A 23,366-nucleotide genomic window follows, 5' to 3' on the forward strand; every position below is an offset into this window, starting at 1 on the left:
GACTGCCCGCAGGCCGGGCGGGACGGTCACCCGCGCCGCCGTACTCCTCAGCGGCACGACTGCCCGCAGGCCGGGCGGGACGGTCACCCGCGCCGTCGTACTCCTCAGCGGCACGACTGCCCGCAGGCCGGGCGGGACGGTCACCCGCGCCGCCGTACTCCTCAGCGGCACGACTGCCCGCAGGCCGGGCGGGACGGTCACCCGCGCCGCCGTACTCCTCAGCGGCACGACTGCCCGCAGACCGGGCGGGACGGTCACCCGCGCCGTCGTACTCCTCAGCGGCACGACTGCCCGCAGGCCGGGCGGGACGGTCACCCACGCCGTCGTACCTGCCAGATCGCCGCGCCGCCCAGGACCGCCACCACGGCGATGCCCGCGACCAGGCCCAGGGACGGGCCGTCGTCCGACGGCGTCCTCCGCTCCGCCGTGGGCTTCCCCTGCCCCGGGGTCCGCTTCCGCGACACCTGTTCGCCGCAGCCCTGCTCCGGATAGCCGGAGATCGCGCACAACAGGGCGTTCGTGTCGTAGCGCAGGGGCTTGGCCACCGCCGCCAGGGCGTCGGCCGTCGTCGCGTCGGGGGAGACCCGGGCGCAGGCCGTGCGCGCGGTCGGCGGGGTCTCGCCGCCGGGGGCGTCCGAGGGTGTGCCGAAGTCGATGACCAGGGCCACCCGCTTGCTGCCGTCCCGCGCGGGCGTCTTCGCGCAGATCGCCGCGAAGCCGGCCTTGCCGCGCGGCTGTGCCGCGTCCGCGGAGTCCTCGCTCACGGCGAAGCGGAACCCCTGGACGTCGCCGTCCGAGGGACGGGCCAGGGACGGGCCCTGTGTGGCGTAGACCCACTGCCCGGCGTCACGCTCCCAGAACGACCAGTACCGGTACCCGGCGGCCTGGGCCTGGCCCGCGCCCGCGCACAGCAGGAGCGGGACCAGGAGCAGGAGAAGGGCGCGGCGGATCACAGGTGCTGCTGCTTCTTGCGGCCGGTGAACAGGAAGCCGATGCCGATGCCGGCGACGAGGCAGACACCGACGTACCACCAGACCCCGAAGAAGTCCGAGCCGGAGTCCTCCTTCGCGGCCGAGGCCTCGGTCTTCCCGGCGGCCTGCGGGGCCGGGCCCGTCGCGTTCAGCTGCTTGACGAGGTCCGCGCCGCCGAAGTCACGCGGGTTCGTGCCCGTCGCGTGGGCGGCGAGGATCAGCTGGGCGTAGGCGGCCGGACCGCTCTGCGCGGCCCAGGCCGCGGAGTTCTTCGCCAGCCACCGCACGGACTTCTCCGCCTGTGCGGTCTCACCCCGCGCGGCGAGCGCGACGACGGCGTCGGCGGTGTTGCCGTGGTCGGGCTGGGGCTCGGCACCGGCCAGGGCGGACATCAGGTGCCCGCCGTCCTTGGCCAGAGCGGCGATGAGGTAGGCGGCTCCGTTGGCCGCGGCCTGCTCCGGGGTCCCGGCCTTCGCGCAGGCGGCACCGGACGGCCCGGCGGGCTTCTCGCCGGGCTCGACGACCATGCCCTTGCCCAGGGCGCCCAGCACACCGGCGGCCGTGGCGTCCGCGTTGGCGGCCAGTTCACCCTTCTTGTCCGGCTGGAAGGCGAAGGCGCCGTCGGCGTCCCCGCCGCAGGGCAGGGCGAGCTTCAGCAGGGCGTCGTAGGGGGACTTGCCGTCCTTCTCGACCCGGCCCGGCTTCTCGCCCGCAGCGGCGAGCGCGCCCGTCACGACCGACGTCGAGTTGGTGTCGCTGGCCCCGCCGGGGGAGTAACCCCAGCCGCCGTCCTCGTTCTGCACGGACTTCAGCCAGCCGACGGCCTTGCCGGTGACGTCGTCGTGCCCGCCGAGCGCGGCCAGGGCCTGGACGGCGGCGGAGGTGGCGTTGGTGTCCCGCATCGTCTTGGCGTCGCACGCGGCGGTGGGGTCGGGGCGGTACGAGGCGAAGGAGCCGTCCGCGCACTGCTGGCGCTCCAGCCACCGCACGGCCTTCGCCGCGGGCTTCACACCCACCGTGTCCTGCGCGAGCAGCGCGAGCGACTGCCGCCACACCCCGTCGTACTTCGGGTCGGTCGAGCCGTACAGGGCGGAGGGGAACGCCTGGGACGACGACGGGGACGGGTCGGCGACTGCCGGGGTGGCGGCGCCGATCACGGCGACGGCGGCCAGGACCGCGGCGCTGCGGCGAACGTTCATGATCGGCGGGTGCCTCTCCCTGTGGGGGAGCCGGACAGCACGGGACACCCCGGCGGCTCGGCTCCGTGTACCTCGACGGTGCCGTGCACCGGCACTCTGCCGGGCACGCGAGCCGTTCACGACCCGTACGAGGCGATCCGGCTCACCGCCCTGGCGGGCGATACACGGTTGCGGGGCCAGCGCCGGAATTGCACCGGCTTCCCCCCGTACGGTGTGATGACGACCCGCTTACTGTACCCGCACGCAGGAATCGGGCCGAGGGGGTCCCGGGCGGGCGGGCGCCGCGGCCCCGTGCCGCCCACGCCACCGGGAGAGCCGCCGGCCGGGGGCGCCGTGCCGACGTGTGGAGAGCGGCGAGCCGTGGGCGCCGCGTCGTGAGTGCGACGCCGAGGCCGGGGGTGTGGTGCGGGATGACGGGGAACTCGTGGGCGCCGCAATGGAGTTGATCCTCTCCAGGGTCCCGACCGGATAACGTGGGGCTTCCTCTACCACACACGCAGGAGCGTCCATGACCGACCACGTGGAGAACTCCGAGCAGGAGCCGTTCCCCAAGATCGACACCTCGGTGCCGCACTCGGCCAGGATCTGGAACTACTGGCTGGGCGGCAAGGACAACTACGAAGTCGACCGGGTGGCCGGTGACGCGTTCCGCGAGGTCTTCCCCGGCATCGAGACCGGGGCCCGCGCCGCCCGCTACTTCCTCGCCCGCGCCGTCCGCCACCTGGCCGCCGAAGAGGGCATCCGCCAGTTCCTGGACATCGGCACCGGCCTGCCCAACGTGGACAACACCCACCAGATCGCCCAGCGGGTGGCGCCGGAGAGCCGGATCGTCTACGTCGACAACGACCCGCTGGTGCTGGCCCACGCCCGCGCCCTGCTCACCAGCACGGCGGAGGGCGTCACCAACTACGTGGACGCCGACCTGCGCGACCCGGACACCATCGTCCGGGAGGCCGGGAAGACACTCGACTTCGACCAGCCCGTCGCCCTCATGCTGATGGGCATCCTGGGCCACATCGAGGACCACGAGGAGGCCCGCTCGATCGTGCGCCGGCTGGTGGCCGCCCTGCCCCCGGGCAGCTACCTCGTGCAGTACGACTCCACCGACACCAGTGAGGACTACGTCCGGGCCATCCAGACGTACAACGACGGCGGCTCGATCCCGTACATCCTGCGCAGCCCCGAGCAGATCGCGCGCTACTTCGACGGTCTCGACCTGCTCGAACCGGGCGTGGCGTCCTGCTCGCGCTGGCGTCCTGACGCGGCGGCCCTGGGCCTCCCGGCCGAGGTGCACCAGTACGGCGGCGTCGCCCGCAAGAACTGAGCCCGCAGGTCTGAGCCCTCAGGTCTCCTGAAGGATGCGGTGCAGGATGGTCGGGGTCTCGTCGGGCGACTCGGCTTCGACCACCAGCCGGTTCATGGCGTCCCAGTAGCGCTCGATCTCGGCCGGCCGGTCGGGATAGAGGGCGCCGGTGAGCTGCTCCAGGTAGACCACGTCGGGCAACTGCCCGCCGGGCAGCCGCAGAATGGTCACCGGCCCGCCCTCCCCGGCGTGGGCGCCGGCGGCGAACGGCAGGATCTGCACCGTGACGTGCGGCAGCGCGCAGCTCTCGATGAGATGCCTGAGCTGGTCCCGCATCACGCGGCTGCCGCCCACCGGGCGCCGCAGCGCCGTCTCGTCGATCACGGCCCACAGCCGGGTCGCCGGTTGCCGGTGCAGGATCCGCCGGCGGGCCATCCGCAGCGCCACCCGGCGGTCGGTCTCCGCCGCCCCGGCTTCCGGGTGCGCGAGCCGTACGGCGGCCCGCGCGTAGTCGGCGGTCTGCAGCAGGCCCGGCACGCGCTGGACCCGATACGAGCGGATGAGGCTCGCCGCCTGTTCGGCACCGAGGTAGGTCTGCATCCAGGCAGGCACGACATCGCTGTAGGGCCGCCACCAGGCGGGGGTGTTGGCCTGCTCGGCCAGCGCCAGCAGGGTGGCCCGCTCGGCCTCGTCGGTGACGCCGTAGAGCGTCAGCAGATCGGCCACGTCACGCAGTTTGAATCCGTGGCGGCCCGCCTCCATGCGGCTGATCTTGGAGGGGGAGGCGCGGATGACGTACCCCGCCTCCGCCCGGCCGACGCCCCGCTCCTGGCGCAGCCCGCGCAGCCGGGCTCCCAGGGCCAGCCGCGGCACCATGGGCCCGGCCGGTCTCTCGTCCAGGACTCCGTCGAAGGGCGAGGTGCCGGCGGCCTCTTCGGTGCCCATGGGCATGTCTCCTTGCGGTGGGACGCAACTCCGCACCCGCTGAAGCGTCGCGGCACGACCATCCTAGGGGCGATGCCCCGGCGCCATCCGACGTATGCAGAAGGCGCTTTCACGCCCGGCTGGATGCGCCCATGGACGGGCGGAGCGCCGAAGGGAGGGCGGCGGTGGCCGGTTGTCAGCCGCCGGCGGCCAGCTTGTGGCGGTAGTAGCTCTCGGCCGCGTCAGCGAATTTCGAGACGAAGAAAGCGTTGATCCCCGCCCCGGCGAGGGCGCCCAGTACCGGAACGAAGCCCGTCACCGCTTTCGATCCCAGGACCGCGGAGAATTTCACCGCGGCCTTCTGCGCGATCTTGTTGATGAACGGCTTGCTGAGTTTCGCGGCGGCCTTTGCGCCCTTTTTCCCGACGATCTTCCCTCCGACCACGGACACGCCGCTGCCTGCGCCCAGTGCGAGCGCCTTGGCCATCACGGCGGTTCCGTACGTCGGATAGGCGACGTTGAACGCGATGAAGCCCGCCGATGCCGCGGCCCCTGCCGAGGTCACGCTCAACGCGTCCGGCTCCAGGGCGTCGGCCCAGAGCGCGAGGATGACCGCGAGATCGTCCTCGCCGTCCACCGTCGCGCCCATCTTGAAGCCGATTCCCCAGGCGCAGAGGGACATCTTGTGCAGCAGGAACGCCACATCGCCGACCATGGCCACGGCGTGCGCCCCCGGCACCGCCATCGCGGCCGCACCCGCTGCGGCCACCTGCCCGGTCTGAGAATTCCGCCAGCTCCGCACCGATGAATACCCTGCGGCTCCCCGCTGCGCCATCGACGTGTCCCAGCCGAGCCGATTGAACGCGGAGACGAATATCTCCGCGGACATGCTTTCCCCCACGGCAAGCCCCCCATTTCGCTTGGTGATTGCGTGATGAGGAACGCCGGCGGTCCCCATGCCGTCCCTTCGGCGCCCTCACCACCCCGCCGGGCACGCTATCCGGACGGTTGGCCGGTGGTCAGGGGCGTGCGAAGGGCGCGTTTTGGTGCTTCAGGGGCGTGCGGCGCCGTGCGCACACCTGCTTGTCACGACGTGCGCGTGCCTCCGCTCTCCGTGCGCCGAACCCGTACGCCGGACCGCCAGGTACGTCAGACCGCCACGCACGCCAGCTCGCCACGTACGCCAGCTCGCCACGTACGTCAGACCGCCACGTACGTCAGCTCGCCACGTACGTCACCGGCTCGCTCCCCGGGACCGCCTCCGCGCGCCCCAGCTTCACCAGGCGCCGCAGATGCGCCTCGGCCTCGGAGACGGCGATGGTGCGGGAGCCGTACGGGATCTGGTCCCAGGGGCGGTTCCACTCCATCCGCTCGGCGAGCTGCCAGGGCGTGAGGGGCCCGGCGAGCAGGGCCAGCAGGTCGTTCAGGCGGGACTCGTGGTGGGTGAGCAGCGCGCCGACACGGGCGGCGGTGTCGGAGAACGGGTGCTGGTGGGCCGGGAGCACCTCGGCCGGGGTCAGGCGGCCGACGCGTTCCAGGGAGTCCAGGTAGTCGCCGAGGGGGTCGGTCACTGTGGCGTCGTCCGGATCCTCGTAGAGGCCGATGTGCGGGGTGATCCCGGGCAGCAGGTGGTCGCCGCTGAACAGACGGCCCTGACCGGGTAGTTGCTCCGGGTGCGTCTCCTCCAGGTGGAGGCAGACGTGGCCCGGTGTGTGTCCCGGCGTCCAGATCGCGCGCAGCCGGCGGCCGGGCAGCTCCAGGAGCTCGCCGGGGACGATGTCGCGGTCGGGCAGGGCCGGGGAGAAGCCGGGCAGGTCGCGGGCCCGGGCCCGGCGCAGCGGCGCGATCTGCTCCTCGGGCGCACCGGCCGCGGTGAGCTTGTCCGCCATGTACGCGTACCAGCGCTCGGGACGGGCCTCGCGGGTCCGTCGTACGACCGCGGTGTCCGCCGCGTGCATCGCGATCCAGGCGCCCGACGCCTCCCGGACCCGGCCGGACAGGCCGTGGTGGTCGGGGTGGTGGTGGGTGATGACCACGCCGTGGATCTCGGCGACCGAGGTGCCGCAGGCCGTGAGGCCCTGCGTGAGGGTGTCCCAGGACTCCGGGTCGTCCCAGCCGGTGTCGATCAGCACCGGGCCCCGGTCGGTGTCGACGACGTACACCAGTGTGTGGCCGAGCGGGTTGTCCGGAATCGGGACCCGGAGCGACCGGACACCTCCGCCGTGGTCGGTCACCTGTGTCATGGGATCCCCTGTCGCCGGCTCATCGTCACTATAACTAGAACGGGTTCCAGCGAGGAGCCTCCCGTGGTGCGCGGTCCGTGGACTCCTCGGGACGGGGCTGGTATCAGTGGGCATATCTGATGAACCGTCAGAGAAAGCTCCCGGGGAGGCAGTCGGCCATGACCGAGCTCGTGGAACACGGACAGCTGTTCATCGGCGGGGAGTTGACCGACCCCCTGGGGCAGGACGTCATCGAGGTGGTCTCACCGCACACCGAGGAAGTCATCGGACGTGTTCCGCATGCCTCGGCGGCGGATGTGGACCGGGCCGTGGCGGCGGCGCGGCGGGCGTTCGACGAGGGGCCCTGGCCGCGCATGAGCCTCGGGGAGCGCATCGAGGTCGTCGGCCGGATCAAGGACGCCATCACCGCCCGGCATGACGAGATCGCCCGCGTGATCTCGGCCCAGAACGGCTCGCCGTACTCCTGGAGCGTCCTCGCCCAGGCCCTCGGCGCGGTCATGGTCTGGGACACGGCGATCACCGTCGCCCGGAACTTCCCCCACGAGGAGCCGCGCGACGGCGTCCTCGGCAGGATCCTCGTACGCCGCGAGCCCGTCGGGGTCGTGGCCGCCGTGGTCCCCTGGAACGTCCCGCAGTTCGTCGCCGCCGCCAAGCTCGCCCCGGCCCTGCTCACCGGCTGCACGGTCGTCCTCAAGCCCTCGCCCGAGTCGCCGCTCGACGCGTACCTGCTCGGCGAGATCGCCCGCGAGGCGGGGCTGCCGGAGGGCGTGCTGTCGATCCTGCCCGCCGACCGGGAGGTCAGTGAGTACCTGGTCGGGCACCCCGGGATCGACAAGGTCTCCTTCACCGGGTCGGTCGCGGCCGGCAAGCGCGTGATGGAGGTGGCCGCCCGCAACCTCACCCGTGTGACGCTCGAACTCGGCGGCAAGTCCGCGGCCGTCGTGCTGCACGACGCGGACCTCGAGACGGCCGTGGCGGGCATCGCCCCCGCGGCCTGGATGAACAACGGACAGGCCTGCGTCGCCCAGACCCGCATCCTCCTGCCGCGCTCGCGCTACGACGAGTTCGCCGGCGCCCTCGCCGCCGCGGCGGGGGCGCTGACGGTCGGTGACCCGCTCGACCCGGCCACCCAGGTGGGCCCGCTGGTGGCCCGGCGCCAGCAGCAGCGCAACCTCGACTACATCCGCATCGGCCAGGAGGAGGGTGCCAAGATCCTCACCGGCGGCGGACGTCCGGCCGGCCTGGACCGGGGCTGGTACGTCGAACCGACCCTCTTCGGCGACGTCGACAACTCCATGCGCATCGCCCGCGAGGAGATCTTCGGCCCGGTGATCTGCCTGCTGCCCTACGACGACGAGTCCGACGCCGTGAGGATCGCGAACGACTCCGACTACGGCCTGAGCGGCAGCGTCTGGACGGCGGACGTCGAGCACGGCATCGACATCGCCCGCCGGGTCCGCACGGGCACGTACTCCGTCAACACCTTCAGCCTGGACATGCTGGGGCCCTTCGGCGGCTACAAGAACTCGGGACTGGGGCGGGAGTTCGGGCCCGAGGGGTACGGCGAGTACCTGGAGCACAAGATGATCCACCTCCCGGCGCAGGCGTAGCGATGGGCGACCGCTGGCACGTCGAGGTCGACCGCTCCCTGTGCATCGGCTCCGCGCAGTGCCTCCACCACGCGCCGGACGGCTTCCGCCTGGACGCCGCCCGCCAGTCCCGTCCGGTGGCCCCGGACATGGACGCCAGCGAACGGGTGCTGGAGGCGGCCGAGTGCTGCCCGGCGGAGGCGATCGTGATCACGCTGAGGGACAGCGGGGAGGCGGTGTTCCCGCCGGAGGAGTAGGGCCCGGACGGAGCCGGGAACGCCTGCAATCGTTCGAAAAATCATGTTTGAGGGGGTTTTATTCCACCCTGGGCGTTCTATTCTGGAAGTCGGCCTACGAGGCGAGTGAGGGAGTCCGACCGGAGTAGCCGACGTCGGCGGGAAGTGAAGTCAGGGCTTCCGCTGGTGCCGACTGCGACGGTAGGGCTGAGAGGCCGGAAGGGCGCAGGGCCGCGAGGCCGGGCGACCGGAAGGCGACCCCCATCACCTGATCCGGACCATGCCGGCGAAGGGAACCCGTCTCGTAGGTCCTCGATGCGTCCGGGGGCTACGGGGCGGCCGGCGCGGTCAGGTCGATCAGGCGGCACACCGTCTCGATGTCGATCTTCACCTGCGCGATCGAGGCCCGGCCCGACAGCCAGGTGATCAGCGCCGAGTGCCAGGTGTGCTCGATGACCCGGACCGCCGAGAGCTGCTCGGGCGTCGGGTTCTCCTGGCCCATCGCGTCCAGGATGATCGCCGTCGTCTGGCGGGAGACCTGGTCGACCTCCGGGCTCACGCTGCGGTCGGCGAACGTCAGGGCGCGGACCATCGCGTCCGCCAGGTGCGGCTCGCGCTGCAGCGCCCGGAAGGCCCGCATCAGCGTCTCGGCGACCCGCTCGGACGCCGTCTCGCCCTGCGGCGGCTTCTTCCGCAGTGTGCCGTGCATGTGCTCCAACTGGTCCTGCATGGTGGCGACCAGCAGGTGGATCTTGGAAGGGAAGTAGCGGTACAGCGTGCCGAGCGCCACCTGGGAGGACTCCGCGACCTCGCGCATCTGCACGGCGTCGAAACCGCCCCGGCTGGCCAACTGCGCACTCGCGTGCAGGATGCGGCGGCGGCGGGCCTCCTGCCGCTCCGTGAGGGGCGGGGAGGCGGGGGCTGCCGCTCTGGCTTCCACCTTGGCCGGCTTGTTCACCTTGGCGCTCACCTTGGCTTCCGCGGGCATGTGTCGGTCCCGTTCCGTGACCGTCCGTGAGGACGAGTGATCACACAGCATGGCACGGCGCCGGTCGTGGCGTGAATCACCTGATCCACTGCTCACAGCGCCCTTACCTGCCGGTAGATTCAGAGCCTCCGAACGATCAAGTCTGAAACTTGTTCTAGATTAGCGTCCCGGCGTAATCTCGCGGGACAGTGCAGGGAGAAGGGGGCCCAGAGTGACCGCAGAGGCCAGGGAGGCCGGGGCTCCTCAGGCCCCCGCCGCCGACGGCTTGCGACCGCTCCGCATCGCGCTCCTCACCTATAAAGGGAACCCGTTCTGCGGCGGGCAGGGCGTCTACGTCCGGCACCTCTCGCGTGAACTGGCCCGCCTGGGCCACCGGGTCGAGGTCATCGGAGCCCAGCCCTACCCCGTCCTCGACGAGGGCCACGAGGGACTGAGCCTCACCGAGCTGCCCAGCCTCGACCTGTACCGCCAGCCGGATCCTTTCCGCACGCCGGGACGCGGCGAGTACCGCGACTGGATCGACGCGCTGGAAGTGGCGACGATGTGGACCGGCGGCTTCCCGGAACCGCTGACCTTCTCGCTGCGCGCCCGCCGCCACCTGCGGGCCCGCCGCGGCGAGTTCGACGTCGTGCACGACAACCAGACCCTCGGCTACGGCCTGCTGGGCGATGTCGGCGCGCCCCTGGTGACCACCATCCACCACCCCATCACCGTCGACCGGCAGCTGGAGCTGGACGCGGCGGACGGCTGGCAGCGGCGCTACTCGGTACGGCGCTGGTACGCCTTCACGCGCATGCAGAAGCGGGTCGCGCGCCGGCTGCCCTCCGTGCTCACCGTGTCGGGCACCTCGCAGCAGGAGATCATCGACCACCTCGGGGTCCGGCGGGACCGCATCCACGTGGTCCACATCGGCGCCGACACCGAGCTGTTCTCGCCGGATCCCTCGGTGCCCGTCGTACCGGGCCGGATCGTGACGACGTCCAGCGCGGACGTGCCGCTGAAGGGCCTGGTGCACCTCGTCGAGGCGCTCGCCAAGGTACGCACCGAGCAGCCCGGCTCCCACCTCGTCGTCGTCGGCAAGCGGCCCACCGAGGGGCCGGTCGCCCAGGCGATGGAACGTTACGGCCTCGAAGGCGCCGTGGAGTTCGTCAAGGGCATCTCCGACGCGGAACTCGTCGACCTCGTGCGTTCGGCGCAGGTCGCCTGCGTGCCGTCGCTCTACGAGGGTTTCTCACTGCCGGCCGCGGAGGCCATGGCGACCGGGACACCGCTGCTCGCCACGACCGGGGGCGCCATCCCCGAGGTCGCCGGGCGGGACGGCGAGACGTGCCTGGCGGTGCCGCCGGGGGACTCCGAGGCCCTGGCCGCGGGCCTGGGCCGTCTGCTGTCCGACCCGGACCTGCGCGCCCGACTCGGCACGGCCGGGCGCGAACGGGTGCTGCGGCACTTCACCTGGGCCAGGGCCGCGGAAGGCACGGTGGCCCGGTACCGCGAGGCGATCGCCCGGTCCGAGGGCGGCACCGGCCGTTCCCCGGCCGCCACGGCGACCCGGCCGGCCGTGGTGCCGGGCGCCGGTTCCGCCGCCGGTCCGGCTCCGGGCACGGAGGCCGGGGTCGCCGCGGCGTCCGGAGCCGGGACCGTGACCCCGGCGGGCACCGTGCCCGCCGTTCCCACAGATGTAGAAGGCGCCAACTCCGAAAGCAGGGCCACGTGCTGACCGTCGACTTCTCCCGGTTCCCGCTCGCCCCGGGAGACCGGGTCCTGGACCTCGGCTGCGGTGCCGGGCGGCACGCGTTCGAGTGTTACCGGCGCGGCGCGCAGGTCGTGGCGCTGGACCAGAACGCCGAGGAGATCCGCGAGGTCGCGAAGTGGTTCGCGGCGATGAAGGAGGCCGGCGAGGCCCCCGAGGGCGCCACCGCCACGGCGATGGAGGGCGACGCCCTCGCGCTGCCCTTCCCCGACGAGTCCTTCGACGTCGTGATCATCTCCGAGGTCATGGAGCACATCCCGGACGACAAGGGCGTCCTCGCGGAGATGGTGCGGGTCCTCAAGCCCGGCGGCCGCATCGCCGTCACCGTCCCGCGCTACGGCCCCGAGAAGGTCTGCTGGAGCCTGTCCGACGCCTACCACGAGGTCGAGGGCGGCCACATCCGCATCTACAAGGCGGACGAACTGCTGCGGAAGATCCGCGAGGCCGGCCTGAAGCCCTACGGCACCCACCACGCCCACGCCCTGCACTCGCCCTACTGGTGGCTCAAGTGCGCGTTCGGCGTCGACAACGACAAGGCGCTGCCGGTGCGGGCGTACCACAAGCTGCTCGTCTGGGACATCATGAAGAAGCCGCTGGCCACCCGGGTCGCCGAGCAGGCACTGAACCCGCTGATCGGCAAGAGCTTCGTGGCGTACGCGACCAAGCCGCACCTCCCGCGGCTCGCCGGCAACGGGGCGGACGCCACGTGACCACTCCCCGGACGGAACACCTGGTCCTGCCCGGGGTCCTCACCGCCGGACAGGCCGCCGCCACCGTCGCCGGCATCCTCGCCGTGCAGCGCGAGGACGGGGCGATCCCGTGGTTCCGGGGTCACCACCTCGACCCCTGGGATCACGTCGAGGCGGCCATGGCCCTCGACACGGCCGGCGAGCACGAGGCCGCCGAGCGGGCCTACCTGTGGCTGGCCCGGCACCAGAACGAGGACGGCTCCTGGTACGCCGCCTACACCGACGGCGCGTTCGACTCGGTCACCGACCGCGGCCGGGAGACCAACTTCGTCGCCTACATAGCCGTCGGCGTCTGGCACCACTACCTCTCCACCGGCGACGACGCGTTCCTGGACCGGATGTGGCCGGCGGTGTACGCGGCGGTGGAGTTCGTGCTCCACCTGCAGCAGCCCGGCGGGCAGATCGGCTGGCGGCGCGACGACGACGGCACGCACACGACGGACGCCCTGCTGACGGGCAGCTCCTCCGTCCACCACGCGCTGCGCTGCGCGCTGGCCATCGCCGAGCAGCGCGAAGAGGCCCAACCGGACTGGGAGTTGGCGGCAGGCGCGCTGCGGCACGCCATACGCCGGCACCCCGAGCGGTTCCTCGACAAGAACCGGTACTCGATGGACTGGTACTACCCGGTGCTCGGCGGTGCGCTGACCGGCGAGGAGGCCAAGGCCCGGATCGAGGAGGGCTGGGACCGGTTCGTCGTCCCGGGACTGGGCGTGCGGTGCGTGGTGCCCAACCCGTGGGTGACGGGAGGTGAGTCCGCCGAGCTCGCCCTCGCGCTGTGGGCGATGGGGGAGTCGGACCGGGCGCTGGAGATCCTGCAGTCGATCCAGCACCTGCGGGATCCGGAGAGCGGGCTGTACTGGACGGGGTACGTCTTCGACGACGAGGCGATCTGGCCGCGGGAGTTGACGACGTGGACCGCGGGGTCGCTGTTGCTGGCGGTGGCCGCGCTGGGTGGGCATGAGGCCACGTGCCAGGTCTTCGGTGGTGCGGAGTTGCCTGCCGGACTCGAGTCGGACTGCTGCGCCTGAGAAATCGGGTGGTGGTGATGGGTGTGCGGGCGCGGGTCGTGCGTGGCTTGTCGCGCAGTTCCCCGCGCCCTCAGGGGGCGAGCCCCCAACCGCGTTCTCAGTGCCGGTGGGCGCGATTGGCGATCGCGTGCCCTATCAACAGGTACACCACCGCTGCCAGGCCGTAGCCGCAGACCACTCGGGCCCATGCCTCGTCGAACGTGAACAGGTCGTGCGACCAGCCGGCGAGCCAGCGGGCCGCGTCGTGGATGAACTGGACGAACGAATTGCCCGGGTTGGCGTCCAGCAGGTACATCAGGATCCACAGGCCCAGGATGAGGGCCATGATGTCGGCCACGACCGCGACGATCGTGCCGGCTGAATTCGCACCGCTGCGATATCGAGGGGACATAGTCTCCGGATTGCCCTTGAACTCTGGATGAAACCTGGCCCGGTGAGCCCCGCCCGCCGGGCTTCCCCGTGCCCTTCCCCGCGCGGGCAACCCACGTTCCTCAAAGGGCTGTTCGGGGTACACCGGCATCACCGACGATCCTGGCCCGGCCACTCGGGGAGAGCGCCGGTGCCACCGGGGGGAGATTGCAGGTGCTCGCGAACAGACCCGCCACCGCAGAGCCGCGGTTGACCGTCACCAGACCCCCGCGCCGACGTCTGCGCAGAGCGCTGGCGTCGGCGCTGCCCGTCCCGGTCATCGGGCTGGCCCTGCTCGTGGCCTCCGGGAACCTGCTGCTGCCGCTGCGGCAGGTGGTCACCATCGAGGCCAAGATGGCCTCGAAGAGGGACTTCTTCCAGGATCCCGTGGTCGAGCGGCTGCTGATGAAGCACGGCTTCCGGGTGCACATCACCAACATGGGCTCGCGTGAGATCGCCAAGCAGGACTACGAGGGATACGACGTCGTCTTCCCCTCCGGCCAGCCCGCCGCCGACCTGATCAGCCGGGAGCGCGCCCGCGCCGACCGTCCGGTGCTGCTCTACCGCCCGTTCGTCAGCCCCATCGTGCTGGCCACCTACCACGACTACGCCGAGGTGCTCACGGCGGAAGGCGTCGCCGAGCGCCAGCCGGGCCCGGGCGGCAGGCCGATGTACTACACCCTCGACATGCGGAAGTTCCTCGACCTGTCCCGCGGCAAGCGCAAGGGCGTCCAGCGCGACCCCGGTGACGGCTACCGCTGGGACGAGATCGACCGCGACGACCGCGTCCGCAACGGCAACAAGATCCTCGCCCAGACCTCGGACATCTGCGAGGCCAACTCCGCCGGCACCTACCTCGGGCTCGTGGCCTTCGTCGAGCACGGCAACGACGCGCCGGACAGCGAGGCCGAGGCGGAGCAGCTCGCCCGCAGGATCAAGCCGCTCCTCGTCGAACAGGGCCTGCCGTCGTCCGAACGGGCCGAGACGTACCTGTCCCCCGACGGACAGAGCATCGCCCCGGTGACGGTGATCTACGAGCACCAGTTCCTCGCCCACCAGATCGGGCAGGAGGCCGCGACGGGTGCCACCGACGACGAGCGCGTCCTGCTCTACCCGTCCACGCGCTTCGTCACCGAACCCCAGCTCGTCGCCCTGACCGGCGAGGGCGCCCGGCTCGGCGAACTGGTCAGCGAGGACCCCGAACTCCAGCGCCGGGCCATGGAGCTGGGCTTCCGCGCCCGCAGTGCCACCGGCGGCGCGACCGGCGACGAACTCGCCCGGTTCCTCACCGAACGGCACATCCGGTGCCCACCACCTCTTCCGGCGACACCCGGGCGGTGCTGCCCAGCCTGCCCCTGCTGGAGAAGATGATCGAGATCGTGGGCGACTGCCCGGACCGGACGGACGGCCGGTGAGGCGCGGCCGGGGCCTGCCGGCGCTCTGCCTGGCGCTCGTCGCCACCCTCCTCACCGCCTGCTCCGGCGACGCCGGTGACGACACGGTCCGGCTGCGCGTGCTCGCCGGGCCCGACCTCGCCGTACTGGCGCCGCTGCTGGGCGAGTTGAAGGACGAGACCGGCGTCGACCTGCGCCTGGACCTCCGGGCCGACGCCGAGACCGAGCCCCCGGACGCCGGCAGGTACGACCTCGCCTGGCTGTCCTCCGACCGCTATCTGCGGCTCACCGACAAGAACGCGACCCGGGGGCTGCAACGCACGCCCACCATGACGTCCCCCGTCGTCGTCGGAATGAAGCCGGACGTGGTGCGGCGGCTTCGCGCCCAAGTGCCCGGCGCCCGGCTCAGCTGGGCCGACATCGCCGACGCCGCCGCCACCGGCACCGTCCGCTTCGGCATGGCCGACCCCCGGCACGCCGGCAGCGGACTCGCCGCCCTCGTCGGCGTCGCCACCGCCGCCGCCGGCACCGGAGCCGCGCTGCGCCCCGAGGACGTCTCCTGCGACCGGCTGCGCGGCTTCCGCTCCGGCCAGACCCTCACCGCCGACACCGGGCCCGCCCTCGTCGACTCCTACGTCGACCATCAGGACGAGGCGAACGCCCTCATCACGTACGAGTCCGACCTGCTCGCCCTCAACGCCACCGGCCGCCTCGGTGAGCGCCTGGAGATCGTCCGCCCCGAGGACGGCACGGTCCTGTCGGACTTCCCTCTGCTCCTGCTGAACCCGGCCCACCGCGCCGCGTACGACAAGGTCACGCAGTGGCTGCGGCGCGACCCGGTGCAGCGGCAGATCATGCGGCAGGCGCTGCGCCGCCCCTTGAACCCGGCGGTCACCCGGGACGCACGACTGCGCGAGCCGGTCGGCAACGCCCTCTTCTACCCCGACCAGCCCGTCGTCGTGAAGACCCTGCTGGTGGACTACGGCGACCCCGGGCGCCGCACGACGAGCCAGGTGGTCTTCCTGCTCGACTTCTCCGGCTCGATGCGCGGCGCCCGGATGGCCGCCCTGCGCGAGGCCTTCGCCGGACTCAGCGGCGCGGACCCCTCCGCCTCCGGCAAGGCCACCCGCTTCCACCGGGGCGAGCGGCTCACCGTCGTCCGGTTCGGCGGCCGGGTGCTGGGGGAGGAGACCGTCACCGTCACCGGCCCGAAGGACCTGACGGCCCTCGCCTCCACCGTCGCCCGGGGCGGCTACGGCGACGCCACCGCCGTGTGGTCCGCCCTCGACCACGGCTACCGCACCGCCGCCCGCGAACTGGCCGCCGACCCCGGCCGCTTGGTCTCGCTGGTCCTGATGACCGACGGCGAGAACAACGCGGGTCTGTCCTATGCCCGGTTCCTGCGCCGCCACCGGGCACTGCCCGCCGCCGTGCGCGCCGCCGTCCACACCTACCCCGTCCACTTCGGTGAGGCCGACGCGGGCGAGCTGCGGCGCGCGGCGGCGCGCACGGGCGGCCGGATGGTGGAGGCCGGCGGCTCGTCCCTTTCCGAGGCCTTCAAGGAGATCCGTGGCTGTCACTGACGCACTCTGGTGGAGCCTGTGGTGGCCGTGGATGGCGGTCTGGCTGGTGACGGCCGCCGGCGCGGTGGCGCTCGCGGTGGTCCTGGTGCGCCACGCCCGGGAGCGGCGCAGGCATCTGCGGCGCTGGCAGTCGGCGTACAGCATCTGCCTCTACCTGGACGAGCAGGCGGTGATGGACCTCTACGAGCTGGGCAACTACCGGTCGGCGCTGGAGGAGGCCGTCGAGCTGCGGACGAAGGTCGACACGAGTGTCGGCTTCTGGAGCCGGCTGCTGACGTGGCTGTTCCGGTTCCGGCTGAAGCGGGACGTCAGCCAGGAGACGTTCCGCAAGTTCGTGCGCAAGGACAAGCCGATCAACGTGATCGGCGTGGTCATGGAGGCCTTCGACCGGGCCGACGCCATCGTCCACGCCGACCTGACCACGCTGACGGTCGTGCCGAACCGGAACCTCGCCGACAGCCTGGCGGACGGCCGCGCGGTGACCCTGAGCCGCATCGGCGCGTTCGTCTCGGTCAAGGGGGTGTTCACGCGCCTGCCGGACGTGGCGGAGGGCTTCGTCCTGCGGGCCGAGTACGGTGCCGAGCGGCCCCCCGTGTACATGCGCGTCGTGGCCCCGGGGGACGCGCGCCGCTCCATCCCCGTCGGCACGTTCACGGCCCGCTGCCTCGGCAAGATGACCGGCTGGCGCGAGGACACCCGCGAGGTGACGCTGGAGGCGATCGCGATCTTCTGGTGAGTCCGCCGACGCTCAGCGGGAGCCCAGTTCGGCGAGCACGCGCAGGGTGTGCGGGTCGGGCGCGAGGGCCAGGAGGTCGGTCACCGGGCCCTCGCGCCACGACTCCAGCCGTTCGGCGATCCGTTCGCGCGGGCCGACCAGGGAGATCTCGTCGGCGAAGGCGTCGGGGACCGCCAGGACGGCCTCCTCCCGGCGGCCGGACAGGAACAGCTCCTGGATGCGGCGGGCCTCGGCCTCGTAGCCCATGCGCGCCATCAGATCGGCGTGGAAGTTGCGGGCCGCGTGGCCCATGCCGCCGATGTAGAAGCCGAGCATCGCCTTGACGGGCAGCAGGCCCTCGGCGACGTCGTCGCAGACCCGGACCTGTGCCATCGGCGCCACCATGAATCCCTCGGGCAGCTCCGCGAGGGCCGGGCCGTAGACGTCCGGCCGGGTCGGCGACCAGTACAGCGGCAGCCAGCCGTCGGCGATCCGGGTCGTCTGGGCGACGTTCTTCGGGCCCTCCGCGCCCAGCAGGATGGGCAGGTCCGGGCGCAGCGGATGGGTGATCGGCTTGAGGGGCTTGCCGAGGCCCGTGGCGCCGGGCCCCCGGTAGGGGTGGGAGTGGAAGCGGCCGGCCAGCTCGACGGGGGCCTCGCGGCGCAGCACCTGTCGCAGCACGTCGACGTACTCGCGGGTGGCCGTCAGCGGCGAGGCGGGGAACGGGCGGCCGTACCAGCCCTCGACGACCTGCGGACCGGAGAGTCCGAGGCCCAGCAGCACACGGCCGCCGGAGAGATGGTCCAGGGTGAGGGCGTGCATCGCGGTCGTGGCCGGAGACCGGGCCGCCATCTGTGCCACCGCCGTGCCCAGCCGGATGCGGGACGTGTGAGCCGCGATCCAGGTGAGCGGGGTGAACGCGTCCGAGCCCCAGGACTCCGCCGTCCAGACCGAGTCGTAGCCGAGCCGCTCGGCCTCCTGCGCCAGGGGCACGTGGCCGGGAGAGGGGCCGCGACCCCAGTAGCCGAGCGCGAGACCGAGCCGCATGCCTGCCTCCTGACGGTATGTCAGCTGACCGGGGCCGACGACTGTACGGCAACGGCCCCCCACCCGGAAGGGCGGGGGGCCGTGCGAGAAGGGTGCGGGCTCAGCCGCGCTGGATGCCCGACGTGTCCTGGAGGACACCGCGGCGGCCGTCCTGCGTCTGGGCGACCAGGGCCGCTCCGCGCTGCTCGACGGCCAGGTACCAGGTGCCCGGGGCGAGTTCGGCGATCGGCGTGGGCGAGCCGTCCTCCGCGAACAGCGGCCGCGGCACCGGCACCGCGAACCAGAACGGGGAGAAGTCACCGGCCGGCGGCTGCGGGGCCTGCGCCTGCTGCGGCTGCGGCTGCGGCTGACCGCCGTACGGCTGCCCCGGCTGCGGCTGGCCGTAGCCGCCGGGCTGCTGGGCGCCCGGGTAGCCGTAACCGCCGGGCGGCTGGGCGCCGTAGGGCTGCGGGGCGGCCGGGCGGGGCGCCGGGAGGAGGGCGCCCTTGAGGGCCGGGACGAGAGGGGTGGCCAGGGCGGCGGCGGCCATCAGCAGGGTGGCGACGAGAGCGAGGATCATGCCGATGCCCGGGCTCGGGGCGCCCTCGCTGCCGTTCTCACCGATGTTGTCGAAGCCACCGGGCACGTCGAAGATGTTGCCGAGCGCGCTCCACGCGGCGAACACCGTGAACGCGACGCCGAACGGGACGAGTTCCAGCCCCGCGATCTTCGGGGCCTGCGGCAGGCCCCGGCCGACGACGACGAGTGCGGCGCCGATGATCCCGGCCAGCACGACGCTGAACACGACCGGGCCGCTGCCCCACAGGCTGGGGAGGTCGACGCTGTCGGGGACATTGTCGAACGAGTAGAGGTCGAGGAACGACGCGATCAACAGCAATACCGCTGCTCCGATCACCACGCCGTCGCCCCGAGTGAGGGAGCGGATATTCACTTCAGGTCCTTCGTAGGTCGTCTCATCGTCGGTAGAGGCGTCGCTGTCACCATGCCGCCGTCCGGACTCGGTGCGAAGCGCGGGGGTGGCCCCTCATCGTAAGGAGGACCCTATCGTCCGCCCGGTCAGGGTGTCCGCCGGGATCTGCCGGTCCGGGACTACCCGCGCAGAAAACTCACGATTCCCTCGGAGATCCCTTGCGCAGCCTTCTGTCGCCACGCGCCGCTGGTGAGCAACGCCGCGTCCTTGCTATCGCGCATGTTGCCGCACTCGATGAACACCTTGGGAACCGTTGACAGATTGAGACCGCCCAGGTCCTTACGCGTGACGAGTCCGCCGCCGTCGCCGACGTAGTTGGAGGGCGCGCTGCCGGTGACGGCCACGAAGCGGCCCGCGACGCGCTCGCCGAGATCGCGGGAGTGGCCGACGATCCCCCGGGTGTCCGCGCCGCCCGCGTGCACCGCGCCGGGCAGGATCACGTGGAAGCCGCGGTTGCCGGCGCCCGAGCCGTCCGCGTGGATCGAGACCACGGCGTCGGCCTTCGCCCGGTTGCCGATCCGGGCCCGCTCGTCCACGCACGGCCCGAACGGCCGGTCGCCGTCCTGCGTCAGCCTCACCGTGGCGCCCTGCTTCTCCAGCAGCGTGCGCATCCGGTGCGCCACGTCCAGCGTGAACTTCGCCTCGGTGTAACCGTCGTTGGTGGACGTGCCCGTGGTGTCGCACTCCTTGGCGTTCGTCCCGATGTCCACCTTGCGGTTGATCTCGGACGCGTGCCGGGAGTTGCCCGGGTTGTGCCCCGGGTCGATGACGACGACCTTCCCCTTGAGCGGGCCGGAGGCCGCGGGCGCGGAGGCCGAGGGCGTGTCCGTGGGCTCGGGGGAGGCGCTCGGCTCCTTGGCGTCGTCGGAGGGCGCGCTCGACGCGGCGGGCGAGGAGGACCGTACGGTCGCCTGCCCCGAACCCCCCTCGTCTCCCGAGCCGCCGACCGTCTCGTACACCAGCCAGCCGAGCAGCGCCCCCGGCACCAGCGCGGCGAGCGCGACGGTCAGGGGGCCGCGACGGCGGCGGGGCTGGGGAGGTTCGAAGTCCGGGCCTACGTACGACACGCCAGCCACCCTAGCGGCCGTGACCGGGGGCAGCGGCCCGAGGACGGCCCGAGGGGTGGCGGGCTACGCCCCGTTCCCCCCGTCGTCCCCGTGCCGTACCGCCTCCTTCACACGGGCCTCCACCTCCTGGCGCGGGGTGCCCTCCTGCTTCGCGTACCCGGTCACCGCTGCCTGGACGTCCCGGGCGAGATCGCGCCAGGCACGCCAGGCCGTCTCCCAGGTGCTGGTCTGCTGGTCGCTCCACTTGGTCTGGGTGGGCGGCCCGTAGGCGTCCTGCAGATGACGCACGCGGGCGTACGCCTCGTCCGCCGCGCGCTGCTTCTCCACGAGCTCTTCGAAGGTGTGTGCCACGCGCCCGGATCCTTGGGCAGGGGCGGCCGGGCGCCGACGCGCCACGCCGCCCGTGGGCCGACCGGGCGCGGGCGACGGGGCGCAGTTCACCCGCCCAGCCGTTCCCGCGGAGACCCGCGCCCGTACGGGCGGGACAGGGGCCCGGGTTCGTCGGCGAGACGTCGGCGGAGGCCGCCGGGCGGGAGGTCCGGTGCGTCAGATGCCCGGGCCCGTGCGGCGCAGGACCCGCAGCGAGTCCGTCGCCGAGACCTCCGTGAACGCGCCGGAGGAGAGGGCCCGGAGGTAGACGCGGTACGGGGCCTGGCCGGTGAACTCGTCCTCCGGCTCGGGGAAGACGTCGTGGATGAGGAGCAGACCGCCCTCCGCCACGTGCGGCGCCCAGCCCTCGTAGTCGGCGGTGGCGTGCTCGTCGGTGTGACCGCCGTCGATGAAGACGAACCCCAGCGGCGTCCGCCAGAACGCGGCGATCTGCGGGGAACGCCCGACCAGCGCCACCACGTGCTCCTCCAGGCCCGCCCGGTGGAGCGTGCGGCGGAACGTGGGCAGCGTGTCCATCAGGCCGATCTCGGGGTCGACCGTCTCCGGGTCGTGGTAGTCCCAGCCCGGCTGCTGCTCCTCGCTGCCGCGGTGGTGGTCGACGGTGAGCGCGCTGACCCCGGCCTCGCGGGCCGCGTCGGCGAGCAGGATCGTCGACCGGCCGCAGTACGTGCCGACCTCCAGCAGCGGCAGCCCGAGCCGCCCGGCCTCCACGGCCGCCGCGTACAGCGCCAGGCCCTCACCGGCGGGCATGAACCCCTTCGCCGCCTCGAACGCGGCCAGGATCTCGGGCTTCGGCGCCGCGGGCATGGGGTTCCTCTCGGTCGTACGACGGTCAGGGCGCCATCGTGCCGCACCCCCTGCCGCGGGGCGACAGGGGGTACCCGTGAGCAGGGGGGAGCGGGCCGCGCATCAGGCGGGGACCGTCTCGCCCGGCAGCGACAGGTCCAGGTCGACCGGGCGCTCGTCGCCCGTGTGCGTCGCGGACGAGGCGAGCGGGCCGTGCCCCGTGGCCCGGGCGGCCACGACGTAGGAGCCCCGGTCGGGGACGGTGAGCGCGTAGCTGCCGTCCTCGGCGGAGAGCGTCGCGCCGGCCTGGCGGCCACGGCGGTCGATCAGCGTGACCTTGGCCCGGGCGACCGGGGAGCCGTCGGCGCCCAGCACCCGGCCGCGGAAGCCGCGCAGCACCTGCTCGGCACGCTCCAGCGCCGCGTCCTCCTCGCTGCTGGCCCTCAGCTGTGGTTTGTTCGAGGGCTGTCGGCCCGGCAGGAACAGCGCCAGGAGCAGGCCCACGGCCACCGCGCCCGTCGCGATCAGGAACGAGACCCGGAAGCCGTGCATGGTCGGGATCTCGACGCCGCCGACGTTGTTCGCGGTGTTCGCCAGCACCATGCCGATCACGGCGCTCGACACCGACGTGCCGATGGAGCGCATCAGGGTGTTGAGGCCGTTGGCCGCGCCCGTCTCCGACGCCGGGACCGCGCCCACGATCAGGGCGGGCAGCGAGGAGTAGGCCAGGCCGATGCCCGCGCCCAGCAGGACCGAGATGACCAGGCTCTGCCAGGCGGCGCTCATCAGGCCGAGGCCGGCGCCGTAGCCGATCGCGATGATCAGCAGGCCGATGATCAGGGTGACCTTGGGGCCGTACTTCGCGGACAGCCGGGCGTAGACGGGCGCCGTGAACATCATCGTCAGGCCGAGCGGCGCGACGAGCAGACCCGCCACGACCATCGACTGGCCGAGGCCGTAGCCGGTGGACGTCGGCAGCTGGAGCAGCTGCGGCAGGACCAGGGAGACGACGTAGAAGGAGACGCCGACCATGATCGAGGCGAGGTTGGTGAAGAGGACGGCCGGGCGGGCCGTGGTGCGCAGGTCGACCAGCGGGGCCTTCACACGCAGCTCCATCACGCCCCACAGCACGAGCACGACCGCCGAGGCGGCGAACAGGCCGAGGGTGGTGCCGGAGGCCCAGCCCCAGTCGCTGCCCTTGGTGATCGGCAGCAGGAACAGCACGAGCCCGGCGGACAGGCCGAGCGCACCCGGCAGGTCGAAGGTGCCCTCGGCGCGCATCGGGGACTCCGGCACGACGAGGAGGGTGAGGGCGATCGCGAGCAGGCCGAGGCCGGCGGCGCCGTAGTAGAGGGTGTGCCAGTCGCTGTGCTGGGCGACCAGGGCGGCGGCGGGCAGGGCGAGGCCGCCGCCGACGCCTATGGAGGAGCTCATCAGGGCCATCGCCGAGCCGAGCTTCTCGCGGGGCAGCATGTCGCGCATCAGGCCGATGCCGAGCGGGATCGCGCCCATCGCGAAGCCCTGGAGCGTACGGCCGGCGATCATGAGCAGCAGATCGCTGGTGAGCGCGCTGACCAGGGCACCGACGACCATCACGGCCAGGCTCAGGATCAGCATGCGGCGCTTGCCGTAGAGGTCGCCGAGGCGGCCCATGATCGGGGTGGCCACCGCGCCCGAGAGGAGGGTCGAGGTGAGGACCCAGGTGGCGTTGCTGGGGGCGGTGTCCAGCAGCTGCGGCAGATCCTTGATCACCGGGACGAGCAGGGTCTGCATCACCGCGACAACGATGCCCGCGAAGGCGAGCACCGGGACCACGGCCCCGCTCGCCCTGCCGACGGGGCGTTCTGTCGTCGTCTGCGTCATTGAGGAGGGCCTCCAGGCCGGGGAGCGTCGGGTTACGTGGAAGCTGAACCTCGTACGTCCAGGCAACTATTCCGTTGCTTCGGCACCCTAATGAAAACTTGACCTTCCCTTGGTCTGGGCGGGGGCTTCTGTGGGGATTCAGGATGATTCGCTCCCAGGCCTA

General features: G+C 72.4%; 23 protein-coding genes and 1 riboswitch. Of the genes, 9 read left to right on the forward strand and 14 right to left on the reverse strand.

The annotated features are described in order from the left end of the window. The 3 genes from AB0937_RS19430 to AB0937_RS19440 all read right to left on the reverse strand — a co-directional run. Positions 1-315: hypothetical protein (locus tag AB0937_RS19430; RefSeq protein WP_366713187.1), on the reverse strand; the 315-nt coding region annotated here is incomplete at its 3' end. Further along, positions 312-953 (reverse strand): SCO2322 family protein, encoded by a 642-nt coding sequence (locus AB0937_RS19435; protein WP_366713189.1) that lies wholly within the window; start codon positions 951-953, stop codon positions 312-314. The genes AB0937_RS19430 and AB0937_RS19435, both read right to left, overlap by 4 nt. Then, positions 950-2,170 (reverse strand): prenyltransferase/squalene oxidase repeat-containing protein, encoded by a 1,221-nt coding sequence (locus AB0937_RS19440; RefSeq protein ID WP_366713190.1) that lies wholly within the window; start codon positions 2,168-2,170, stop codon positions 950-952. Before AB0937_RS19440 ends, AB0937_RS19435 begins: the two co-directional genes overlap by 4 nt. Positions 2,171-2,279: 109 nt before the next feature. Continuing rightward, positions 2,280-2,418, reverse strand: a riboswitch (cobalamin riboswitch). A 260-nt stretch (positions 2,419-2,678) separates the two neighbouring features. Between AB0937_RS19440 and AB0937_RS19445 the strand changes: the two genes are divergently transcribed. Beyond that, entirely contained in the window at positions 2,679-3,494 is an 816-nt protein-coding gene (locus AB0937_RS19445) for an SAM-dependent methyltransferase (RefSeq protein WP_366713192.1), read from the forward strand. Positions 3,495-3,512: 18 nt separating this feature from the next. On the opposite strand, the gene AB0937_RS19450 is transcribed toward AB0937_RS19445, so the two are convergent. From AB0937_RS19450 to AB0937_RS19460, 3 genes are all read right to left on the reverse strand, one after another. Next, complete coding sequence (locus tag AB0937_RS19450; RefSeq protein ID WP_366713193.1) at positions 3,513-4,418, reverse strand: helix-turn-helix transcriptional regulator; 906 nt, start codon at positions 4,416-4,418, stop codon at positions 3,513-3,515. 175 nt (positions 4,419-4,593) lie between these two features. Next, positions 4,594-5,286 carry a hypothetical protein gene (locus AB0937_RS19455; protein ID WP_366713195.1) on the reverse strand — a complete coding sequence of 231 codons (693 nt, stop codon included), beginning with the start codon at positions 5,284-5,286 and terminating at the stop codon, positions 4,594-4,596. A 328-nt stretch (positions 5,287-5,614) separates the two neighbouring features. Further along, complete coding sequence (locus tag AB0937_RS19460; protein WP_366713196.1) at positions 5,615-6,640, reverse strand: MBL fold metallo-hydrolase; 1,026 nt, start codon at positions 6,638-6,640, stop codon at positions 5,615-5,617. 158 nt (positions 6,641-6,798) lie between these two features. Here AB0937_RS19460 and AB0937_RS19465 point away from each other — a divergent pair, with 158 nt between their 5' ends. Together AB0937_RS19465 and AB0937_RS19470 are read left to right on the forward strand one after the other, a co-directional pair. Then, positions 6,799-8,250 carry an aldehyde dehydrogenase gene (locus AB0937_RS19465; RefSeq protein WP_366713197.1) on the forward strand — a complete coding sequence of 484 codons (1,452 nt, stop codon included), beginning with the start codon at positions 6,799-6,801 and terminating at the stop codon, positions 8,248-8,250. A 2-nt stretch (positions 8,251-8,252) separates the two neighbouring features. Continuing rightward, entirely contained in the window at positions 8,253-8,486 is a 234-nt protein-coding gene (locus AB0937_RS19470; RefSeq protein ID WP_366713198.1) for a ferredoxin, read from the forward strand. A gap of 307 nt (positions 8,487-8,793) precedes the next feature. On the opposite strand, the gene AB0937_RS19475 is transcribed toward AB0937_RS19470, so the two are convergent. Next, complete coding sequence (locus AB0937_RS19475) at positions 8,794-9,453, reverse strand: TetR family transcriptional regulator (protein WP_366713200.1); 660 nt, start codon at positions 9,451-9,453, stop codon at positions 8,794-8,796. A gap of 211 nt (positions 9,454-9,664) precedes the next feature. Between AB0937_RS19475 and AB0937_RS19480 the strand changes: the two genes are divergently transcribed. The 3 genes from AB0937_RS19480 to AB0937_RS19490 are packed head-to-tail and all read left to right on the forward strand — an operon-like array spanning position 9,665 to position 12,980. After that, positions 9,665-11,170, forward strand: coding sequence for a glycosyltransferase family 4 protein (locus tag AB0937_RS19480; protein ID WP_366713201.1), 1,506 nt, complete (start codon positions 9,665-9,667; stop codon positions 11,168-11,170). Further along, complete coding sequence (locus AB0937_RS19485; protein WP_366713202.1) at positions 11,164-11,913, forward strand: class I SAM-dependent methyltransferase; 750 nt, start codon at positions 11,164-11,166, stop codon at positions 11,911-11,913. Before AB0937_RS19480 ends, AB0937_RS19485 begins: the two co-directional genes overlap by 7 nt. Then, positions 11,910-12,980, forward strand: coding sequence for a prenyltransferase (locus AB0937_RS19490; RefSeq protein WP_366713204.1), 1,071 nt, complete (start codon positions 11,910-11,912; stop codon positions 12,978-12,980). Before AB0937_RS19485 ends, AB0937_RS19490 begins: the two co-directional genes overlap by 4 nt. 97 nt (positions 12,981-13,077) lie before the next feature. Here AB0937_RS19490 and AB0937_RS19495 read toward each other — a convergent pair whose 3' ends face one another. Continuing rightward, entirely contained in the window at positions 13,078-13,371 is a 294-nt protein-coding gene (locus AB0937_RS19495) for a hypothetical protein (protein WP_366713206.1), read from the reverse strand. 191 nt (positions 13,372-13,562) lie between these two features. Here AB0937_RS19495 and AB0937_RS19500 point away from each other — a divergent pair, with 191 nt between their 5' ends. The 3 genes from AB0937_RS19500 to AB0937_RS19510 are packed head-to-tail and all read left to right on the forward strand — an operon-like array spanning position 13,563 to position 17,101. Continuing rightward, positions 13,563-14,759, forward strand: a complete 1,197-nt coding sequence (locus AB0937_RS19500) for a hypothetical protein (RefSeq protein WP_366713208.1) — start codon at positions 13,563-13,565, stop codon at positions 14,757-14,759. A gap of 40 nt (positions 14,760-14,799) precedes the next feature. Then, positions 14,800-16,365 carry a substrate-binding domain-containing protein gene (locus AB0937_RS19505; protein WP_366713209.1) on the forward strand — a complete coding sequence of 522 codons (1,566 nt, stop codon included), beginning with the start codon at positions 14,800-14,802 and terminating at the stop codon, positions 16,363-16,365. After that, positions 16,352-17,101 (forward strand): hypothetical protein, encoded by a 750-nt coding sequence (locus AB0937_RS19510; RefSeq protein ID WP_366713211.1) that lies wholly within the window; start codon positions 16,352-16,354, stop codon positions 17,099-17,101. The genes AB0937_RS19505 and AB0937_RS19510 overlap by 14 nt, the downstream gene beginning before the upstream one ends. 12 nt (positions 17,102-17,113) lie before the next feature. On the opposite strand, the gene AB0937_RS19515 is transcribed toward AB0937_RS19510, so the two are convergent. The 6 genes from AB0937_RS19515 to AB0937_RS19540 form a co-directional block, all read right to left on the reverse strand. Next, positions 17,114-18,127, reverse strand: a complete 1,014-nt coding sequence (locus AB0937_RS19515) for an LLM class F420-dependent oxidoreductase (RefSeq protein WP_366713212.1) — start codon at positions 18,125-18,127, stop codon at positions 17,114-17,116. 100 nt (positions 18,128-18,227) lie between these two features. Then, positions 18,228-19,058: a hypothetical protein gene (locus tag AB0937_RS19520; protein ID WP_366713214.1), complete on the reverse strand. Its 831-nt coding sequence runs from the start codon at positions 19,056-19,058 to the stop codon at positions 18,228-18,230. 158 nt (positions 19,059-19,216) lie between these two features. Then, a complete protein-coding gene (locus AB0937_RS19525) occupies positions 19,217-20,164 on the reverse strand; it encodes an N-acetylmuramoyl-L-alanine amidase (RefSeq protein ID WP_366713216.1) in 948 nt (315 codons plus the stop codon). Between the two features lie 63 nt (positions 20,165-20,227). Continuing rightward, positions 20,228-20,515 carry a hypothetical protein gene (locus tag AB0937_RS19530; RefSeq protein WP_366713217.1) on the reverse strand — a complete coding sequence of 96 codons (288 nt, stop codon included), beginning with the start codon at positions 20,513-20,515 and terminating at the stop codon, positions 20,228-20,230. A gap of 195 nt (positions 20,516-20,710) precedes the next feature. After that, positions 20,711-21,361, reverse strand: coding sequence for a class I SAM-dependent methyltransferase (locus tag AB0937_RS19535; protein ID WP_366713219.1), 651 nt, complete (start codon positions 21,359-21,361; stop codon positions 20,711-20,713). A 102-nt stretch (positions 21,362-21,463) separates the two neighbouring features. Continuing rightward, a complete protein-coding gene (locus tag AB0937_RS19540) occupies positions 21,464-23,203 on the reverse strand; it encodes an MFS transporter (RefSeq protein ID WP_366713221.1) in 1,740 nt (579 codons plus the stop codon). Positions 23,204-23,366: the final 163 nt, after the last annotated feature.

The organism is Streptomyces sp. NPDC047880 (genome assembly GCF_040706515.1).
Classification (GTDB): domain Bacteria; phylum Actinomycetota; class Actinomycetes; order Streptomycetales; family Streptomycetaceae; genus Streptomyces.

What these genes read in the sequence shown, in the direction of transcription:
- AB0937_RS19445 (WP_366713192.1), top strand. Translation starts at nt 2,679, where the DNA reads ATGACCGACCACGTGGAGAACTCCGAGCAGGAGCCGTTCCCCAAGATC.
- AB0937_RS19475 (WP_366713200.1), bottom strand. Translation starts at nt 9,453, where the DNA reads ATGCCCGCGGAAGCCAAGGTGAGCGCCAAGGTGAACAAGCCGGCCAAG.
- AB0937_RS19470 (WP_366713198.1), top strand. Translation starts at nt 8,253, where the DNA reads ATGGGCGACCGCTGGCACGTCGAGGTCGACCGCTCCCTGTGCATCGGC.
- AB0937_RS19465 (WP_366713197.1), top strand. Translation starts at nt 6,799, where the DNA reads ATGACCGAGCTCGTGGAACACGGACAGCTGTTCATCGGCGGGGAGTTG.
- AB0937_RS19495 (WP_366713206.1), bottom strand. Translation starts at nt 13,371, where the DNA reads ATGTCCCCTCGATATCGCAGCGGTGCGAATTCAGCCGGCACGATCGTC.
- AB0937_RS19455 (WP_366713195.1), bottom strand. Translation starts at nt 5,286, where the DNA reads ATGTCCGCGGAGATATTCGTCTCCGCGTTCAATCGGCTCGGCTGGGAC.
- AB0937_RS19515 (WP_366713212.1), bottom strand. Translation starts at nt 18,127, where the DNA reads ATGCGGCTCGGTCTCGCGCTCGGCTACTGGGGTCGCGGCCCCTCTCCC.
- AB0937_RS19450 (WP_366713193.1), bottom strand. Translation starts at nt 4,418, where the DNA reads ATGGGCACCGAAGAGGCCGCCGGCACCTCGCCCTTCGACGGAGTCCTG.
- AB0937_RS19535 (WP_366713219.1), bottom strand. Translation starts at nt 21,361, where the DNA reads ATGCCCGCGGCGCCGAAGCCCGAGATCCTGGCCGCGTTCGAGGCGGCG.
- AB0937_RS19540 (WP_366713221.1), bottom strand. Translation starts at nt 23,203, where the DNA reads ATGACGCAGACGACGACAGAACGCCCCGTCGGCAGGGCGAGCGGGGCC.
- AB0937_RS19460 (WP_366713196.1), bottom strand. Translation starts at nt 6,640, where the DNA reads ATGACACAGGTGACCGACCACGGCGGAGGTGTCCGGTCGCTCCGGGTC.
- AB0937_RS19440 (WP_366713190.1), bottom strand. Translation starts at nt 2,170, where the DNA reads ATGAACGTTCGCCGCAGCGCCGCGGTCCTGGCCGCCGTCGCCGTGATC.